14 protein-coding genes are annotated in these 19,466 nt (G+C 64.4%); 4 read left to right on the top strand and 10 right to left on the bottom strand.

The features are described from left to right. The first annotated feature begins 11 nt into the window (after positions 1-11). A complete protein-coding gene (locus tag ACFYXF_RS06715) occupies positions 12-2,288 on the top strand; it encodes a TOMM precursor leader peptide-binding protein (protein WP_389348494.1) in 2,277 nt (758 codons plus the stop codon). 154 nt (positions 2,289-2,442) lie between these two features. Here ACFYXF_RS06715 and ACFYXF_RS06710 read toward each other — a convergent pair whose 3' ends face one another. Beyond that, positions 2,443-3,645 carry a tyrosine-type recombinase/integrase gene (locus ACFYXF_RS06710; protein WP_389348493.1) on the bottom strand — a complete coding sequence of 401 codons (1,203 nt, stop codon included), beginning with the start codon at positions 3,643-3,645 and terminating at the stop codon, positions 2,443-2,445. Positions 3,646-4,033: 388 nt separating this feature from the next. Here ACFYXF_RS06710 and ACFYXF_RS06705 point away from each other — a divergent pair, with 388 nt between their 5' ends. Further along, the gene (locus ACFYXF_RS06705) at positions 4,034-4,300 is read left to right on the top strand and encodes a hypothetical protein (protein WP_043443528.1); all 267 of its coding nucleotides are present in this window, start codon (positions 4,034-4,036) and stop codon (positions 4,298-4,300) included. Continuing rightward, complete coding sequence (locus ACFYXF_RS06700; protein WP_389348492.1) at positions 4,297-4,689, top strand: PIN domain-containing protein; 393 nt, start codon at positions 4,297-4,299, stop codon at positions 4,687-4,689. The genes ACFYXF_RS06705 and ACFYXF_RS06700 overlap by 4 nt, the downstream gene beginning before the upstream one ends. Positions 4,690-4,734: 45 nt before the next feature. Here ACFYXF_RS06700 and ACFYXF_RS06695 read toward each other — a convergent pair whose 3' ends face one another. The 7 genes from ACFYXF_RS06695 to ychF form a co-directional block, all read right to left on the bottom strand. Continuing rightward, positions 4,735-5,586 carry an HNH endonuclease gene (locus tag ACFYXF_RS06695; protein ID WP_389348491.1) on the bottom strand — a complete coding sequence of 284 codons (852 nt, stop codon included), beginning with the start codon at positions 5,584-5,586 and terminating at the stop codon, positions 4,735-4,737. Between the two features lie 20 nt (positions 5,587-5,606). Continuing rightward, positions 5,607-7,133 (bottom strand): AAA family ATPase, encoded by a 1,527-nt coding sequence (locus tag ACFYXF_RS06690; protein WP_389348490.1) that lies wholly within the window; start codon positions 7,131-7,133, stop codon positions 5,607-5,609. A gap of 198 nt (positions 7,134-7,331) precedes the next feature. Next, positions 7,332-8,054 (bottom strand): M48 family metallopeptidase, encoded by a 723-nt coding sequence (locus ACFYXF_RS06685; protein ID WP_389348489.1) that lies wholly within the window; start codon positions 8,052-8,054, stop codon positions 7,332-7,334. Beyond that, positions 8,041-11,139: a type I restriction endonuclease subunit R gene (locus ACFYXF_RS06680; RefSeq protein WP_389348488.1), complete on the bottom strand. Its 3,099-nt coding sequence runs from the start codon at positions 11,137-11,139 to the stop codon at positions 8,041-8,043. Before ACFYXF_RS06680 ends, ACFYXF_RS06685 begins: the two co-directional genes overlap by 14 nt. Beyond that, positions 11,136-12,392, bottom strand: a complete 1,257-nt coding sequence (locus ACFYXF_RS06675) for a restriction endonuclease subunit S (protein ID WP_389348487.1) — start codon at positions 12,390-12,392, stop codon at positions 11,136-11,138. The genes ACFYXF_RS06680 and ACFYXF_RS06675 overlap by 4 nt, the downstream gene beginning before the upstream one ends. Further along, on the bottom strand, positions 12,389-14,821 hold the full coding sequence (locus tag ACFYXF_RS06670; protein ID WP_389348486.1) for a type I restriction-modification system subunit M: 2,433 nt from the start codon (positions 14,819-14,821) through the stop codon (positions 12,389-12,391). The genes ACFYXF_RS06675 and ACFYXF_RS06670 overlap by 4 nt, the downstream gene beginning before the upstream one ends. Before the next feature lie 778 nt (positions 14,822-15,599). Next, on the bottom strand, positions 15,600-16,688 hold the full coding sequence (ychF, locus tag ACFYXF_RS06665) for a redox-regulated ATPase YchF (protein WP_389348485.1): 1,089 nt from the start codon (positions 16,686-16,688) through the stop codon (positions 15,600-15,602). 119 nt (positions 16,689-16,807) lie between these two features. Between ychF and ACFYXF_RS06660 the strand changes: the two genes are divergently transcribed. Then, entirely contained in the window at positions 16,808-17,365 is a 558-nt protein-coding gene (locus tag ACFYXF_RS06660) for a DUF6542 domain-containing protein (protein WP_389348484.1), read from the top strand. 153 nt (positions 17,366-17,518) lie between these two features. Here the strand turns inward: ACFYXF_RS06660 and ppgK are convergent, their stop codons facing one another. Continuing rightward, positions 17,519-18,265: a polyphosphate--glucose phosphotransferase gene (gene ppgK, locus ACFYXF_RS06655; protein ID WP_389348483.1), complete on the bottom strand. Its 747-nt coding sequence runs from the start codon at positions 18,263-18,265 to the stop codon at positions 17,519-17,521. 29 nt (positions 18,266-18,294) lie between these two features. Continuing rightward, complete coding sequence (locus tag ACFYXF_RS06650; protein WP_389348482.1) at positions 18,295-19,332, bottom strand: 4-hydroxy-3-methylbut-2-enyl diphosphate reductase; 1,038 nt, start codon at positions 19,330-19,332, stop codon at positions 18,295-18,297. Positions 19,333-19,466 lie beyond the last annotated feature (134 nt).

Genomic DNA, 19,466 nt, shown 5'->3' with positions numbered 1-19,466 from the left:
ACGGGTCCCCCGTGCTCGCTGCGGGGGACCGTGTCCTGGTGGGTTTCAAGAGCCACCTGCGCCCCACGGTCCTGCCGGACGACGCGACGTACCTGGTGTCGCGCCGCGGCGTCACGGCACTGCACGGCCACCCGGCAGAGGTCCTGGTGCCGCTTCTGGACGGTACGCGCAGCCCGCGTGCCGTGCTGCGCGAGGCCGCCCCGGAGCTCGGCATCGAGGACGCCGAGGCGGCACTGCGTGCCCTGGACGGCGCGGGTCTGCTGCGGTTCGACGTTCCCGAACCGCCGCACACGGACCCGGCCGCCGAGGCGTACTGGGACCTGATCGGCCTGGACGGCGGCCGAGCCGCGGCCACCGTCGCGGGCGCCACCGTCGCGGTCGAGGCGCTGCCCGGAGTGGCGGCGGATCCCGTGGCGCGGGCCTGTCGCGCCGAAGGGATCACCATCTCCCCGCCCGGCACCGACGCCGACCTGTCCCTCGTCCTGTGCGACGACTATCTGTCACCCCAACTCGCCGCGGTGGACGCGGCACACCGCGCCGCCGGGCAGCCATGGCTGCTCGCGAAGCTGTGCGGGGCGGACCCGTGGGTCGGTCCGGTGTTCCAACCGGACAACGGCCCCTGCTGGCACTGCCTTTCCGTACGGCTGCGCGGGCACCGCCACTCGGAGGTGCCGGTGCAGCGGGCCCTCGGGCTCGACGGGCCGCTCCCCCGCCCCGTCGCGTCCCTGGCCGCAGGACGCTCTCTCGCCATCGGCATCGCCGTCCTGGAGACGACGAAGTGGCTGGCCGGGGTACGCGATCCGGAGCAGGGCCACATCCACACGATGGACACCGTCCGGCTGCGCACCGCCTCGCATCCGGTGAGTCGACGCCCGCAGTGTCCCGAGTGCGGGGACGCGGATCTGATCGCCCGGCGGGTACGCGCCCCGTTCCGGCCGGTCACCCGCCTCAAGGCCGTCACCGGCGGCAACGGCCACCGGGCGCTGACGGCACAGCAGATGCTCGGCACGTACGGTCATCTGGTGAATCCGGTGACCGGTGTCGTCAAGGAGATCAGAAAGGCGCCCGGCTGCCCGGACTTCGTCACCTCCTACGTCTCCGGTCACAACCTGGCGATGGGGTCCGCGACGCTCGCCGGGTTGCGCTCCGGCCTGCGCGCGCTCAGCGGCGGCAAGGGCCTGAACGAGACGGAGGCCCGGGCCAGCGCCCTGGGCGAGGCGGTGGAGCGCTACAGCGGAACCCGGCACGGTGACGAGCCGGTGGTACGGGACTCCTACCGCGGCCTCGGCTCAGCGGCCGTGCACCCGAACGACTGCCAGCTGTACGCGGACCGGCAGTACGCCCAGCGGGAGCTCTGGAACGCGACCCACTCCCGGTTCCAGCACGTCAGCGCCCCCTTCGACGAGACACTGCCCACCGACTGGACCCCCGTCTGGTCCCTGACCCACAACACCCGGCGTCTGTTGCCCACTTCGATGCTCTACTTCGCGGGCGCGGGAACAGGGACAGACGACGGCCTGTGGGCCGACTCGAACGGCAACGCCGCCGGCGGCAGCCCCGAGGACGCTCTCCTTCAGGGCTTCCTCGAACTGGTCGAGCGGGACGCGGTCGCCCTGTGGTGGTACAACCGCACCCGGCAGCCCTCGGTCGACCTGGACGCCTTCGACGAGTCCTACGTGGAGCGGCTGCGCCACGGATACCGGCGCGTCCACCGGGAGATCTGGGTCCTGGACCTGACCTCGGACTTCGGGATCCCCGTCATGGCGGCGCTCTCCCGTCGCATCGACAAGCCGGCCCAGGACGTCATCTTCGGGTTCGGCGCCCACTTCGACCCGCGGACGGCGCTGCGGCGCGCGCTCACCGAGATGGGGCAACTGCTTCCCGCGGTGTCCGACGTCCTGCCCGACGGGTCCGGATACCGGCTCGACGACCCCGAGCCGACGCGCTGGTGGCGGCACGCCACGGTCGCCAACCAGCCCTACCTGACGCCGGATCCGCAGGTGGCGCCGCGCGGCCCCGGACACTGGCCGACCCCGCACCGCCCCGACCTCCTCGACGATGTGCACGCGATCACCGAGCTGGTCCACGCCACCGGTCTGGAACTCCTGGTCCTCGACCAGCTGCGTCCCGACCTGGGCCTGCCGGTGGTGAAGGTGATCGTGCCGGGCCTGCGGCACTTCTGGGCCCGGTTCGCGCCTGGCCGCCTGTTCGACGTGCCGGTGGCGCTCGGCCGTCTCCGAGAGCCGACCTCGTACGAGAAGCTGAACCCGACACCACTCTTCGTCTGACAGCGGCGGAACATCCTCACTTTCACGCCGACAAGGCCGATCGGAGCCCGGACGATCAATCTGTGACGGCCTCGCTTTCGAGGCCGTCACAGAAGACAAATCCCATTACTCCAGGTCAGCGACGTGGTGGAGTTCAGACGTTGAAGCGGAACATTCAATACAGTGCTCTCACCTGCTGAAACGTCCCTTCGAACGATCGTATCCAGCACCCATCCAGCACCGTCGGGGCCGATCCAACACATCCAGCACGTCCAGCCGCGGAGGCAGACTCCTCCGAGTCCTCAACCGCGGGGCGCATGGCGTTCTGCATGATGTCTCGACAACGATCCCACGCCTCGGGGACGAGGTGACCGTAGATGTCCACGGTGGTCTTGATCGACTTATGGCCGAGCCAGCGCGAGACCTCGCGGATCGGTACACCGTTCGCCATCGCGGTCGAGGCGAAGAAGTGCCGCAGACTGCCGGGCGTGTACTTGGCCTTGCCCTCCAAGTCGACCAGGCCGGCCGACAGGCACGCCTTCTTGAAGTGGTAGCCGTAGGTGGAGGCGGTGGGCATCACGCCCTTGCCACGCTGGCGCGGGGTGAAGAAGACCTCCAGCCGCCGTGGCCTGCCCCGCTGATCGGCGAAGGCCACGGGCACCGGCTTCCACCGCGACATGTGGTCGTCGATCTCCTGCTCGACGAACGAGGCTATCGGAATGTCCCGGTACTCACCCTCCGCCCGGTGCTTGAGCGGCACGAAGATCGTGCGACAGTCATCGCGGCGAGCCTTGGCACTGACCTGCCAGCGGACCCTGACGAAACCAGACCGTCGGCACTCGGTGGAGAAGGCCAGGGCCTCGCTGGGGCGCTGGCCGGTACCCGACTGCAAGTAGACCGCGAGCCGGTACTGCGGTGAGATGTGCTGCGCGATCAGATCGACCTCGCTCAGCGTGGGAATCTCGTCCTCGTCCACCGCGCACGGGGCCGCCCGGGATATCCGGATGCCGCGCGCGGGATTGTCCGGGATGCGTTTGCCAACGACGGCCGCCTCCAGCATCGCGGCCACCATTACCATCCGGTCATTGACCGTGGAGACCGCCAACCCGGCACCGGAGGCATGCACGTCCCTGGCGAACTCCTCGAAATCGCGCCGCGCCAGCCCGGCCAGCATCTTCCGCCCCAGGCGCGGCACGAGATGGTTATGGATGAACCCTTCGTAGTTGCGGCGCGTCGACTCGCCAATAACCCGTCGGTCCAGCCACTCCTGAGCCCAGAGCCGCAACGGCACAAGCCCACGCGCAGGATCGAAGCGAATGCCAGCCTTCTTGTCGTTCTCGACCTTGTCGGCGAAAGCGTCCGCACCATCCGAACCCACCCGACGGGGAAACGACCTCTCCCGCTGCCGCCCGCGCCTGCCTCCCGGCTCCCGGTAGCGCACCGTCCACCCATGTCGACACCTCGGACGATCACAGGGGAAGTTCCGGTCCCGGACATCCTTCTTGCACCTCTGAAAAACGCTCGCCACGCAAGCCCCGATCCTTCGCCCGGCCCGTGCTCGAAACCGTGCACCGCTACCTCATGGCCGAGCAAGATATTCATCACTAATCCGCCCTTTCCGGGGAATGTGGACCTACCCTCCCCCGCAGCCCCGCGGGCCATCGAGTCGGCGAGGGACCTCCTTGCTGTATGCGCTCGCACCCTCCGCTCGCTGGCACGTGATCCGCAGATCCACACCGAAGGCCATACCACGCTATGGTTGATGTATGGCTACCAAGAAGGTGACTATCACTCTCGACGAAACCCTGGTCGAAGCCCTGGCCGGAGCCGCCGAGGAAGAAGGCATCCCACTCTCCCGCCTCGTCGCCGGAGCCGCCGAACGCGAGCTGCGGCTGCGTGCCGGCCGGGCCGTCATCCAGGAGTGGCAGGCCGAACACGGCGCCTTCACCCCGGAAGAGCTCGCCGCCGCCCGCGCAGACCTGGCCGCCGCCGACGCCGAGTACCTCAGCAGTTCGGGAGCCTCAGCCGCGTGAACATCCCCTACCTGTACGACGCCGGGGTACTCATCGCCATCGACAACGACGACCGCCGCATGTGGGCCCGCCACAACCTGGCCCTCGAAGACGGCCGCGACATCCACGTCCCGTCCGTCGTCGTCAGCCAGGCATGGCGGGACTCCCGCCGCCAGGTCAGACTCGGCAAGTTCCTCGCCGGCTGCCACGTCGTACCCGTCGGCCTCGAAACCGCCAAAACCGCAGGCATCCTCTGCGGCAAGGCCGGCACCTCCGACATCGTCGACGCCACCGTCGTGACCATGGCCGCCAGCCTCGGCGCCATCATCTGGACCTCGGACCCGGACGACATCCGCACCCTCATCGACGCCCAGGACATCAAACCCGCCCCAGTCATCCGCACCGTCTAGCAACCGACGAATTCCGACGACCGGCCCATTCGCGTACTAACGGCCTCATTTTGGGGCCACTAAGCTGGGAGTGTCCCGCGTCGAGGGCCCGTGACAGTAGAAGTCGTCGGCTGCGAGTGTCCGGTAGGTGACGCCCTCACAGCTGTTGAGGTCGACGGCGAGCCGAGTCTCTGCTTGCTCCTGTAGGTAGTCACGAACCATGCGTGCGCCACCGCGTTTGCGCTGCCTGTCAATGCCATACGTGATGTCTGAGATCACGCGGTTGGCTTCGATGGCGTAGCGCGTCCCGAGCTCGAAGAGCGTGAAGTGGTTCTTGGCCCGGGCGATGAGCGTGGCGTCCCAGGACACCGGTGGGCTGACGAAGAAACGCAGTTGCACCGTGCCGGAACCATGGAGCGTTCGTGCGTCCAGCCAACTCTCGTGGGATATCCGGTCCAGGTACGGATGCAGGAGCGTGTTCTCGGCGCTGTCTGGACGCTTGTTGCCCTTGATTAAATTGCAACGCTCGCAGACAGGGACGAGGTTAAGCGGATCTACACACAGTGCGGGGAAGAGGCTCTTCGGCATGAAGTGGTCGAGCTGGCGGACGGTGCCCTGTCGGCATAACGGGCATCGTTCGTTGGGTGGAGCGGCCATCAGCTCGTCGCGGATCACCCGTCCCTCGACGGTCTGCATGCCGTTGCCGTACGCCCAGGCCACGAAGGTGCCACCAGCAAATTCGGGAACTGTAAAACCCTTGGAGTCAAGGTCGTGCAGGTTCCTACTAGCGGCGGCATCGCGTAGCACCTGGCCAGCCTTCTGCACGGTGTCGGCCGCCTTGAGCAGCCGCTCGCGCCGCCCTTCCGCCGTGGTGCTGCGGGCGACGCATGCCCGGTAGCTGTCACTCGCCTTGCGCATGGGGATCTTAAGGGGCCACATCAAAGGGGCCCATCCGTCTTCTCTGCGAGGAGGATCCGGACCAGCCCCTTTGCCTCTCCGCCGAGCTTGCCGTCGAAGTGGGCGACAACCTCTTCGTATGAGTCCAGTGCGGCCACCGCTCTGCGGATCTCGGCATAGAAGCCGGACTCCATCACCTCCAGCCCGAATACCTCGTGGGTCAGCACGCCCACGTTCTCACCGTATGTCTCAATCAGCGGGCGCTCGACGCGGCTGCTCTCGCCCTGGCGTATGAGCTTGTAGACACAGGACTGTGGCATCGCCTGCAGGACAACAGGCGAGTGTGTAGCGACCACGGCGACACCATTGCGGGCGGCCAACAGGTTGGACAGCGCCTGTATGAAGGAAGCCAGCAGTGGGGGATGCAAGTGAGCCTCGGGCTCGTCCACCAGGACCAGGGACTGCTCCGCCACGAGGTGCACGAGTTGTGTCATGGTCAGCACCACGATCGCGTGACCTGAGCTCATCCGCCCAAAGGCAGCGGTCAGGTCACGCACGTCGGAGTCCGTAACTTTCATGCCGGCCCGTATGTCGCGGGCGTAGGCCGCGACAGCGGAGTCCGCGAACTGCGGGTCACGGCTCAGCAGCATCATGGCGTCGCGCCAGCGCATGAGGTCGCGCGAGTTGATGACGGCGTGGACTCCAGCGCTGAAAGCCGCTTGCAGTCGTTGCTGCTGGGTGCCGGTGGACAGATCATCGAGCGACGTGCTTTGCAGGCCAACGTAGGTGTACTTCACCGCTGGGGGATCACTCTCCTCGACCACTTCGACGAAGGGATCGAACGCGCTGAAGGTGACCGAGACTACATTCACGAACCGCTCGCCGTTTGTGGACGTGGACGTCGGGAGCACATCCACGCGGCCGAATTCCGCGTACCTCTCGGGCAAGACAACCGCGGCGGCGAGATTCCGCAGCAAGGTTGTCTTGCCAACCCCGTTGCGGCCGATGAGGACGTGGATATTGCTAGACGGCCTGGAGTCAGGATCGACCTTGAAATCAAGAGTGCCATCAGCGCCATGCCCCGGTGCGGTGTAGCGGAACCGGTACTCGGTCAGTCGGACTCCGCCACGGGCGATCCGGTTGAACTGCGCCCTGACCGTCTGTTCCTCAATCGTCCGCAACAGTGACGCGCGGGTCACTGGGTACTGCATAGCGGTCTCAAGAAGGCCGGGATTGTACGCCACGTCAGAGAGCCCTCGGAGGATCTCTTCGCGCCTGTCGTGTCCGAGCTTCTTGATGTTGTCGTAGTAGAGATCGCTCTGCCCGAGTGAGAAGAGTTCACCCGGTGGCGAGCCATCGTAAACCCCGGCACGGATAGGACTGGGGCCATCTTCCTGCCCGGCAACAGCGACCTTGACGAAACCAAGGTTCACCTGCGTCTGCGAGTCTCGGTACCAAAGCGTATAGCTAGTGCGGAAGCCGAAGTCATCCCAGTCATCAACTACTAGGACCGCAGCCTCGGGGCCTGAGCGCACCGGCGTGCCTTGGGGCAGGACAATGAACTTCACCGGGTCGAGCCTCCGATTCTGGGGCGGACACCCGCACTTCGGTCGAACTGAGTTCGAACCCTATCGCCTCGCTCTGACAGCACGATCGCGACGCCCTCGACTCACGACCGTGTACCAGCCTGGCGAATCACGCCGCCGCCCGCACCGTGATCCCGTTTACGTCATATTGCCCCATGATGGACTATTTTTCTTGCATCCTTATACCCACTCTTCCTCTGCGAGCGGCGCTTCATTTAGCTGATCTCGAAGATTCCGCCAATTCGGAATAAATCTCTCCATGAGCTTGGTGAAGCGCTCACCATGATTACGTTCAAGATAGTGCGTCATCTCGTGGACAACGATGTACTCGAGGCAGCCTGGGGGCTTCTTGGCAAGCTCGACGTTGAACCAGATGTGCCCGGTCTCGCGATTGCACGAGCCCCATTTGGTCTTCATACGCTTGATATTCCACCGCGGCACCGACACTTCGAGTACGCGTTCCCACTTGGCAATCAAATCCGGGACCACATGTCGAAGCTGTTCCCGGTACCAACGGTCGAGCAGCTCCCGGCGTCGTTCAGCCGTTGTGCCGACCGGGACGTATAGCAGCAGTCGTTCACCGTCTAGCTCGAAGTGAGCCCGCCCGGGACGTTCCACGACCTTCATCCTGCGACGAACGCCCCACACATAGTGGGACTCGCCTGTGACCATTTCTCGCGTGGACTGCCGTGCTGCTGATCGCAGTTGCTCGCGCTGCTCTTTGATCCACGGTAGGCGTTGGATTACAGCGAGTCGCACCTGCTCATTGTCGAGCTGGTGCGGCGCCGCTACGCGGACGCGTCCCAGTGGTGGATAGACGCCGATGTGCAGGTTCTTGATGTTCTTGTAGATGACCTCAACATCGATGCCACGGATAGCGAGAGAGGCGCTAGCGGTACTCACGGTGGGCCTTCAGCAGTTCCAGCAGCTCATCAAGCCGGTCGAAGTCGACGGTCAGTGCGTGCGCAAGCGCGCGCCTGACCTTCTTCTCCTTCATCGCGTTGCCCACCCACGAGTCGGGCTTGGTATGGAGGATTGTGGTGTCCACAACCGCGGCCAGCTCCGGTGACTCACCGAAGAAATCAATCAGAGCGCGGCGAGCACCATTGTCAGCCCACTCCGGGTACTTGGTGTCCGACTCGCCCTTGCCAAGCTTGGACGCGTGTTCCAGGAGCTTCGCGAGGTACGCCTTGCAGTCCAGAGCATTCTGCCGACGTTCCTCAAGTATGGCGTCGAGCAGCTCCGACATCTTGTCATAGTACTTCGGGTTCATCGGGCGCTCGTCGATGATCACCACGCGCATGTTGTTGGTGATCGTTTCTGCCACCGCTTCCGGGTCCTTCTTGATACCCGCGGGAAGCTTATCGAGCGCGCCGGCTCCCATCTCGACGATCAACTGGATCAGCCCGGCTTCCTGGAAGTCAGAGACCACCTCGGAAGGGCTGGCACTGATGTAGGTGTCCAGCAGGTGCCGCATGCCGGCCTCGTACTGCTTGAAATCGACGTTCTCACCAGCACCGAGCTTCACCTCTTCACGCACGTTGGCGTAGTGAGCGATCTCGTCCTTGATCGCTGCGGCTTCGGCGTCGCTGTACCCAGCGGCCTGCATTTCGTTAGCGAGGTTGCCGTACGCGCGGGTCACGGCCGCCACAGACTTGTAGAGCTCAACCCGCTTGGGTTCGTTGGTCTTGAGCTGCTGGGTGTTGCCCTGTTCCCTGGCGCAGAAGTACTGCTGGTATTGGAGGGTGTTCTTTGGTGGTTCGACCGGCTCGCAGAGCGCGCGGATCTTCTCCAGGGCCTCATCAAGGTCGTCACGGGCCTTGTCGATCCGATCCGACAGCAGCCCTTCGACGTCCTTCGATTCGTAGCCTTCGAGAGCACCGCCAGTGTAGTCCGTGATCGCGGACTCAAGGGAGTTGAACAGGTCACGGTAGTCGACGATGTAGCCGTAGTCCTTGTCCTCGCCGTCGAGGCGATTGACCCGGCAGATCGCCTGGAACAGACCGTGGTCCTGCATCTTCTTGTCGATGTACAGGTACGTCGCGCTCGGGGCGTCGAAGCCCGTCAGGAGCTTGTCGACGACGATGAGCAGCCGCATCTGGCCCGGGTCATTGATGAAACGTTCCTTGACGTCTCTCTCGAACTGCTCGACCTTGCCCTTGCCCATTGCCTTATCGGCAGGCTCTTCAAAGTGATCAACGAGCATCTTCCGGTAGATCTCATACTGGCGCAGCCGTTCGGTCGCGCCGTGGCCTGAGTCTTCCTTGGTAATGTCACTCACCTGCGGTGTGTACGACGTGATGATGGCGCACTTGCCCTTGAACCCGGCCTGAGTGAACAGCTCGTAGAACTTACATGCCTGGTAGATGCTCTGACTGACAAGAATGGCGTTGCCGCGGCCATCCAACAGACGCGGCTTGATCTCCATATCGAACAGGATGTCGTTGACTATCTGCCGGGCTCGTGGCTCCGAGCTGACGACTTTCTGAATGGTGCCCCAGCGCTTCTTGAGCTCAGCGCGGGAGAGATCCGTCATGCCGCGGGTCTTGGCCTCAAACCACTGGTCGACCTTCTCAGGCGAGGTCAGGTCCTGGTCGATGTTGCGCGCCTCGTACCGCAGGTCGAGCACGACGCCGTCTGCAACGCCCTCGTTGAACTTGTAGGTGTGAATGAAGCTGCCAAACCGCTGGACAGTGGTGTCCTTGTCCTCCTTGAGAAGAGGTGTGCCGGTGAAGCCGATGAACATGGCACCAGGCATGAGCGCCTTCATGGCGTCATGCATCTTGCCCGACTGTGTACGGTGGGCTTCGTCTACGAAGACGAAGATGTTGCCCTTGGCCTGAAAGTCCTTGGGGACAGTCGCTTTGAGTTCACGGATGAACTCGCTCTCAGCTTCATCGCGGGCGTTGTCGTCTTCCGAGCCGCGGAACTTGTGAACCAGCGAGCAGACCAGCCACTCCTCGCTCGCATTCAATGTGGAGAGGAGGTCAGCGCCGCTCTTGGTCCGGTAGATGGCCTCGTTGACTCCCTGAAAGACCTTCTGAATCTGATCGTCCAGTTCGGTCCGGTCGGTGATCAGCAAGACCCGTGGGTTTGTCCCAACCTGAGACTCCCGGATCCACTTAGCCAACCACACCATCGTCAGCGACTTGCCGGAGCCCTGGGTATGCCAGATGATGCCGCCCTCGCGCTTGGCGATCCGCTCCTGAGCCGCCTTGACGCCGAAGTACTGGTTGTGCCGACACGTCTTCTTCTGTCCCGCGTCAAAAACCATGAAGTCGTGAACCAGCTCAAGCAGACGCTCCTTCGAGCAGAGCTGAGTCAAGGAACGATCGAGGGGATCGGCGATGTCGGACGGTTCACGCCATGCGAGCCAGTACTTCTCCGGCGTGTCGATAGCGCTGTAACGCAACCCCTCCACGTCGTTGCCGGCCATGACGAGTTGCACCGTCGTGAAGAATGACCGAATGAACTCGGGACGCTGGTTCCCGATGCTCTGCCGGATACCTTCAGAGACGGCGACCTTCGAGCGCTTGAGCTCGATCGTCCCGAAGGCGATGCCGTTGACGTACAGCACGATGTCTGGGCGCTTCGTGTGCTGCCCCAGCACCGTCACTTCCTCGGCCAGGGCGAAGTGGTTGGCTTCGGGGCGCGCCCAGTCGATAAGCCAGACCGTCTGTGTCTGCTCGCCGACACCGGGCTTAACTTTCACGCCGTACCGGAGCAGGCCGTAGACGTCTCGGTTCGCCTCGTACAGATCACGACCGCCACCGAGCGAGGCGTCGCTCTTCAGGTTGTCGATCGCCTTGTTGATGAGTTCGTCGCTGTAGTTCCGAGCGCGGAGGTTTTGCGTGAGCAGTTCCACATCTACGTTGGAATTTGCTGCACGGTACCCCCAGTTCCCGAGGTACTCGTAGCCCAACGAGTCCCGGAACAGCTCGACGACGCGGTCTTGAGTCTTGCGCTCGGGTTGCCCAACGTTACTCATGCTGCACCCTCCTTGACAGGCAGGCGAGTACGGCCGGTCAGGAGCTGTTGCATCATGCCCAGTTTGATGTCGACGGCTTTCTTGAGTCGTTCCTCGAGAGCGGAGAGCTCAGACTCATTATCTTCGAGGACTGAGCCGATCGCGCGCTGCTCATCCAACGATGGAACTTGTACAACAATCCGGCTCAACGATCTGCCGTTAGTCAATGCGCGAGTTGTATATGTAGCGGCTGAAGTAACTTGTCTCCGAACTCTGTCGGTTTGGAATAGATAGGCAAGAAATCGAGGGTCACAATCCGTTGCGCGTGGACGCCCGCGCAGGATAAAACCGCTGAAGGCCGCATCTTGTACATCTTCGACAAGAACGGCCGCGGTGCCGACTTCCTCCACAGTTTCTGAAGTTCTCGTAAAGAAAATGTCCCCCTTCTTAGCAGAAAAGCGCCTACGCTCATCCCGACTGAGGGTCACTCGCCCTAGTAGATCGGTGGCAGTGATTAATGGGCCGTTCATAACGTCCATGAAGTTCACAATCGGTGTTCCTGAACCAAAAAACTCGCTTCCCTTGTTGAGGCCATTCTTGAATTCTAGGAAGCTTCCGACGGAGTCCTCTTCCCACGGTGCAGTAAATCCGGGGAGTCTAGATCTACCGGTGAGGAGTTGCTGCATGAACCCTTGCTTGATTTCCTGCTTCTTAGCGATGAGGCGTTCGAGCCCCAGAATCATATCGTCGCAATCATCAAGTTTCCCGGCGATCCGGTCCTGCTCGCCTCTCGGCGGCAGAAGGATCTCTACCGTGCCCAACTTGACCGGCGACGTGTGCTTGACCTTGGTGCCAGCGGCGGTTTCAGCAACCGACTTTCGAAACTCGAAAGAGTTGAATACGTAGTACAGGTACTTGAGTGAAACCTCATCGGACTTGGCCCGAATGCGGCCGATTCGCTGATTGTGAAGCCAACTACCGGCATCCGGTACAAACGCAGTACTGCCGAGCAGCCCTTCGGCCTGCTCAGTCATCGCGACGATCAGATCTCCGGCCTTGAGCCGGTAGGCTTCCGGAATGCTGCCGCTGTAGTACCGCTGCTTTGTTTCGGTGCGGCGAAACCCGCCCGCTTCCAGAAAGTTTCCGGGTGTGGTGACCGCGTCCCTTCCGTATTCAGAGAAGTACTCGCCCTTGAAGGCGAACCCGTGCGAAATGGTGATCAGGTCGGACACCGGCACCGAATGCCAGTGCTGTCGTGGAGCTGCGGACGTCATCGCACCCCCATGTCAGCGAGGTGCCCCGTCACGAGGCTTTCCAGCTTCGCGAGATCGGTCACCAGGTCTTCGACCGTTGCGGCGTATCGTTCGCCGAGTTCCTGGATCCGGCCAACCAGGGTCAGCGTCAGCGACTCGACCACGTGAGCGACTCGGTCGGCGATCGTGGCGTGCCACTTGTCATCGAGCGCAAGCAGCTTGATCTCAGGCTCGGTGAGGGCGCCATACTTCTCAAGAATGGCGAGGTCGAGGGTGGCCTGGGCTTCCTTTGCGGATTTTTTGGCGACGGCCTCGTCGTTGTACAGCTTGATCAGATGTTGGAGAGCGTTGATCTCCTCCGCGTCAGCTCCCTCGTACCGAGCCACCTTGAGGCGCGTCGAAGCGAGAGCTTTGGAGATTTTGCCATCGTCCATCGCCTCGGCAAGCAGGCCGTCCTCTGCGGCGTGCTCCTCGATGTACTCCTCGACAGCACGGCTTGCCTCTTCAGCTGCCGCGTGCAGTGCGTCGACCTTGGACTGCTCGTCCGCGAAGTACCGAGCGACGACAAGCCTCGGCGGGATGAGGTCCATCTTGTACTTGGCGGCGCTTCGCCCCGAGCCAATGACAAGGTCCGGGGTCTCGGAGAGCTTGCGCTCCTTGTCCTCGATGGTCTTGCGCGGCTTCGCCGCCTCACACCACCCGTCGTTCATGACGAGGAAGACATCGTCGTGCATGACGCCGTGCCAATAGGTCATGAGCTGCTCATAGACGTCGTACTCGTCGAGCAGAGGGGTGTTCTTGAACCGGGCCAGCAGATCGTCACTGATACCAGCGATCAGGTCCTTGGGAACAGTGTCCGAGTTGAGCGCTTGCAGAACCGGCCGGTGCGCGGCGAACCAGTCGTCAACCTGGCCGCGGACGTCCATAGCGAACTTCTGGAACTCGTCGGAGTCCAGGATGGCCTGTTGTACCTCAGCCACGCCGACAGCCAGGTCGCTGTAGCCGGGGCGGTTCGGCTTGAAGAGCGTGGCACGAAGGCTCGGGAATGCCTCCCAGTACCCGTTGAGTGCGTCCAGGTCGTGGTCCGGGATCCCGCCGTGAAGGTGGGCGTGAAGGTCCTGGATGTCTTCCGGCTCGGACGAGTCGATGTACCGCGGGATGTTGAGGTTGTAGTCGTTCTTCGGGTCGGCGATCTTGTGGAGCGGCACCATACGCGAGTAGCGCTCGATCTCGGTCTGCTTGTTGAAGACATCGACTATCTTGTGGATGTCCTGGCTGCGGAGGCGGTTCTTGTTGCCGTCCTTCATGAAACCCTTGGAGGCGTCGATCATAAAGACGCCAGTTCGCGCCTGGGCGTTCTCCTTGTCGAGGATGATGATGCAAGCTGGGATGCCGGTGCCGTAGAAGAGGTTCGCGGGCAGGCCGATGATGCCCTTAACGTAGCCGCGGCGCAGCAGCTCCTTGCGGATGTTCGCTTCGGCATGGCCACGGAACAGCACACCGTGCGGCAAGATGACTGCGGCCTTCCCGTTGCTCTTGAGGGACTTGAGGATGTGCAAGAGGAAGGCGTAGTCGCCGTTCTTCTCCGGCGGCCGGCCGAACTCGAAGCGACCGTAGTCGTTCTCGAGGCCGTTGCTCCACGACTTGATCGAGAACGGCGGATTGGCGACGGCGAAGTCGAAGGTCTGTAGCCGTGCGCCCTGGGTGAACTCTGGGCTGGTAATCGTGTCACCCTTGCGGATGTCACGGTCCTCGTAGCCGTGCAAGATCATGTTCATCTGGGCCAGCGCCCAGGTGGCGTTGTCCTTCTCCTGACCGTAGATGGTGAGGCCACGTGGGGCCTCGTCAGCGACCTTGAGGAGCAACGAGCCGGACCCGCACGTCGGGTCGTAGACCGTGTGGTCCTGCCGGGTGCCCGCTCCGATACCGACGACCTTGGCGAGTACCCGGGAGACCTCGGCCGGGGTGTAGAACTGCCCCTTCGACTTGCCCGACTCCGTTGCGAAGTGCCGCATCAGGTACTCGTAGGCGTCGCCAAGCAGGTCGTCGCCCTCAGCGCGGCTACCTCGGAAGTCGAGATCAGCGAAGATCGTCACCAGCTTGGAGAGGCGATCCTGCATCTCCTTGCCCTTGCCGAGCTTCTCCTCGTCGTTGAAGTCGGCCAGGTCGATGACCTTCTCAAGTCCGTTTGCCTCGGCGAGCCTGCCAATGATCTTGTTGATCTTGTCGCCGATCTCCTTATCACCCTTGAGGGCGACCGTGTCATCGAAGGATCCGCCAGCGGGGACGTCGATCAAGGAGTTCGGATCGGACTTGGCCTTGTCCGTCACATACTTCACGAACAGCAGCGTCAGGATGTAGTCCTTGTACTGGCTGGCATCCATGCCGCCGCGCAGCTCGTCGCAGCTCCGCCACAGGGAGCTGTACAGGTCCGACTTTTTGAGGGCCACTAGCGCGCCACCCCCTTGCCAGCGCTGAGCCCGGAGCCTGACCGCGATCCCGTGGTGATGTGTACGCGTGACCTGTCCATCCTTCGGCGCCCATCCTTCGCGTGTCATTGCGTGACAGCAGTACCAGTAGTGGCAAAGCCCAAGCTAAGTGCCTCAACGATAGCGCCGGGTACTGACGCAGGATCCCGTTAGCGCGCGGCGCTCGAGGCCCAATCCTGTGTCTTACGCGATGAGGCAGACGAGGCGCTTGACGGACCCAGTGGTGTGGTGGTGAGGCTCAAGTACGGTCTCGTAGTCACCGGGACTGAGGTAGTCGAGACTGCTGGGCAGGCGATGCAAGTTGTGCCAACCCTCGATGAAGTCGAAGATCGCAGTGCGGGCGACGGCCCAGCTGGGCTAGGCGGCGATTCTCCCGCCGCAGCGTGGCCAACTCCTCGCATTCAGAGCCTAGTCAGGCCCTCGCGTTCGCCTGCGTCGACCTCGGCCTGACTGACCCACAGTCGTACTGCGGTGTCGGTCAGACCGAAGTCCTTGGGGCGATCTGACCGACCGAGCGGTCACCCCGCCCGCACAGCTCTACAATCTCGGCCTTGACATCCGGCGCGAACGACCAGCGACGGCGAGGCTGGTTCTTCCCACGCCCTCCATGATGGACATCCTCCCGGGAACGAATCCCTGGCAGCGGGGGGCGCCGACGGGGCCGGGACGAACCATCCCGGCCCCCTTGGCCACTTAAACTTTGGCATTGAACTCCACCACATCAGCGACGTGGTGGAGTTCAGTTGTTGAAGCGGAACTCCACCACGTCCCCGTCCTGCATCACATACTCCTTGCCCTCCATACGGGCCTTGCCCTTGGCGCGGGCCTCGGCGACCGAGCCCGTTTCGACCAGGTCCGCGAAGGAGATGACCTCGGCCTTGATGAAGCCCTTCTGGAAGTCCGTGTGGATGACTCCCGCGGCCTCGGGGGCCGTCGCGCCCTTCTTGATGGTCCAGGCGCGGGATTCCTTGGGGCCTGCCGTCAGGTAGGTCTGCAGGCCCAGGGTGTCGAAGCCGACGCGGGCCAGGGTCGCCATGCCGGGCTCCTCGACGCCCACCGACTCCAGGAGCTCCATCGCTTCCTCCTCGTCGAGCTCGGCGAGGTCCGCCTCCAGCTTCGCGTTGAGGAAGATCGCCTCCGCGGGGGCGACCAGGGCGCGCTGCTCGTTCTTGAAGTCCTCGTCGGTCAGCTCGTCCTCGTCGACGTTGAAGACGTAGAGGAAGGGCTTGGTGGTGAGGAGGTGCAGGTCGTGGAGGAGTTCCTCGTTGCCGGAGCCCTGGACGATGCCCTGGGAGAACAGGGTGTCGCCCTTCTCCAGGATCTCCTTCGCCGCCTCGACCGCGGCGACCTTCGGTCCGATGTCCTTCTTGATACGCGACTCGCGCTGGAGGCGCGGCAGGACCTTCTCGATCGTCTGGAGGTCCGCGAGGATCAGCTCGGTGTTGATCGTCTCGATGTCGTCCTTGGGCGAGACCTTGCCGTCGACATGCACGACGTTCTCGTCCTGGAAGGCGCGGATGACCTGGCAGATCGCGTCGGACTCGCGGATGTTCGCGAGGAACTTGTTGCCCAGGCCCTCACCCTCCGAGGCGCCCTTCACGATGCCCGCGATGTCGACGAAGTCGACGGTCGCCGGAAGGATCTTCTGCGAGCCGAAGATCTCGGCCAGCGACGCGAGGCGCGCGTCCGGGACGCCGACCACGCCGACGTTCGGCTCGATGGTGGCGAACGGGTAGTTGGCCGCCAGCACGTCGTTCTTGGTCAGGGCGTTGAACATGGTCGACTTGCCGACATTCGGCAGACCGACGATTCCGATCGTGAGCGACACGTTGCGACTTCCCGTACGAGAGGAGGGTGAGGAGGGTGGAGACGATCCCTCAGTCTACGGGCGTTTCTTCGGCGTGTCTGAAGGGCCGGTCCCCGCACAGGCCGACCTAGGTTGGTCCAGTGGAGCAACACAGGATCCGACACCGTCCCCCGCACTCCGGCCCGGCCCGGCCCGTACCCGGCGCCCGGGGAGGCACCGGGCAGGCGGCGGCCGGAAACCGGCGCCCCACGGCCCCCGCCCGACGGCCCGCCCCGCCGGTCGTGCAGGCCCTGCGCCGGATGCCGAACCCCCGGCTCACCGGGCTCGGCGGCGGGCTGTTCTGCGCCGCGCTGATGTTCGCGCTCGGCAGTCTCGACCAACTGCTGTTCGGGGCGTCCCTGACGGCGTACGGCGTGCTGTTCCTGCCGGTGTGCGTGCTGACCGCGGCCTGGGTGCGGGGCGCGGACCTGGTGACCGCGCCCGTCGTCGTCCCCATCGCCTTCACCGTGGGCCTGCTGCCCGTGGCCGACGGCGACGGGTTCTTCGCCCGCCCGATGGGCATCGTCACCGCACTCGCCACCCAGGCCGGGTGGCTGTACGGGGGGACGCTCGTCGCGGGTGTCATCGCGACCGTGCGGAAGGTGCGCCTGATGAACCACCGGCGGCCGGGGCGAAATCGGGCCGGCCGGACCACGTAGGCCCTCGGCCGCCCCCCGGCCGAGAGGACCGCGAGGCCTCTGGCCGCCCCCGGCCGGCAGAACCGCGGGGCCTTTGGCCGCCCCCAGCCGAGAGGACCGCGAGGCCTCTGGCCGCTCCCGGCCGACCGCCCACCCTTACACTTCTTGCGCCCCTTACGCCTCCTTGGCCGCCCGCATCGCCGCGCCCACGATCCCCGCGTTGTTCTGCAGCTGCGCCGGGACGATCTCCGCCTTGATGCCCTCGATCAGCGGCAGGAACTTGGCGGACTTGCGGCTGACCCCGCCGCCGATGATGAACAGCTCCGGGGAGAAGAGCATCTCCACGTGCGCCAGATACTTCTGGACGCGGTGGGCCCAGTGCTCCCACGTCAGTTCGTTGTCGTCCTTGGCCTTGGTGGACGCGCGGGTCTCCGCGTCGTGGCCGTGCAGTTCCAGGTGGCCCAGTTCCGTGTTCGGGACCAGGACGCCCTCGCAGAAGAGGGCGCTGCCGATGCCCGTACCGAAGGTCAGGAGGATGACGGTGCCTCTGCGGTCGCGGCCCGCGCCGAACTGCATCTCGGCGACGCCCGCCGCGTCCGCGTCGTTCAGCACCGTCACCGGGAGGCCGTCCAGCCGGTCGCTCAGCAACGCGCGCGCGTCCGTGTCGATCCAGTTCTTGTCGACGTTCGCCGCCGTACGGATCGTAGAGCCGCCCGTGACGACACCCGGGAAGGTGATCCCGACCGGGCCCGTCCAGCCGAAGTGGCCGACGACCTCCTTCACGCCGTCCGCCACCGCGTCGGGCGTGGCCGGGTGCGGGGTCAGCACCTTGAAGCGCTCCTCCGCGAGGTCGCCCCTGTCCAGGTCCACAGGGGCGCCCTTGATCCCTGACCCGCCGATGTCCACGCCAAAGATGTGCATGGCTCTACGTTACGGCGTACGACTGACAGTCACTCGCCCGAGGGGGGCGTAACGGGGGTGCCGGGGTTGGAGCCCGTGCGCTGGGCCACCAGTTCCGCCGCCTCCGCGCGCAGGTCGCGGCGCAGTTCCTTCGGGAGGGAGAAGGTGATGGACTCCTCCGCCGCCTTGACCAGCTCCACGTCCTCGAAGCCGCGCTGCGACAGGTACTCCAGGACCTGCTCCACCAGGATCTCGGGGACCGACGCGCCCGAGGTCACGCCGACCGTCGACACGCCCTCCAGCCAGGCCTCGTCGATCTCGTCGGCGAAGTCCACGAGGTACGCCTCGCGCGCGCCGGCGAGCTTCGCGACCTCGACCAGCCGGATCGAGTTCGAGGAGTTCCTGGAACCGACGACGATCACCAGCTCCGCGTCCTCGCCCATCTGCTTCACGGCGAGCTGGCGGTTCTGCGTGGCGTAGCAGATGTCGTCGCTGGGCGGGGAGATGAGCTGCGGGAACTTCTCCTTGAGGGCGTCGACCGTCTCCATCGTCTCGTCCACGGAGAGGGTGGTCTGGGACAGCCAGACGACCCTCGACGGGTCGCGGACCTCGACCTTCGAGACGTCCTTGGGGCCGTCCACGAGGGTGATGTGGTCGGGGGCCTCGCCCGAGGTGCCGATGACCTCCTCGTGGCCCTCGTGACCGATCAGGAGGATGTCGTAGTCCTCCTTGGCGAAGCGGACGGCTTCCTTGTGGACCTTGGTGACGAGGGGGCAGGTCGCGTCGATGGTCGCGAGTTTGCCCGCGGCGGCCTCGTCGTGGACGACGGGGGCGACGCCGTGCGCGGAGAACATGACGATCGACCCCTCGGGGACCTCGGCGGTCCGCTCGACGAAGATCGCGCCCTTCTTCTCGAGGGTCTGTACGACGTACTTGTTGTGCACGATCTCGTGCCGGACGTAGATGGGGGCCCCGTACTGTTCGAGGGCCTTCTCGACGGCGATCACGGCGCGGTCCACGCCCGCGCAGTAGCCTCGGGGGGCGGCGAGCAGGACACGGCGGCCAGGCGAAGCGGTCATGTTCACCATCGTACGTGCGCGGTTGGCGGGGTGGCGATTGTGAGGTTTTCGCCCCCGCCGCCCCTACCCGTCCCATCCTTCGGGGGCGCTGCCCCCGAACCCCCGCTCCTCAAACGCCGGAGGGGCTGGATGGTGCCGGCCGG

Source organism: Streptomyces sp. NPDC002680, assembly GCF_042889145.1.
Taxonomy (GTDB): Bacteria; Actinomycetota; Actinomycetes; order Streptomycetales; family Streptomycetaceae; genus Streptomyces; species Streptomyces adonidis.
This window is presented reverse-complemented; position numbering and strand designations above follow the sequence as displayed.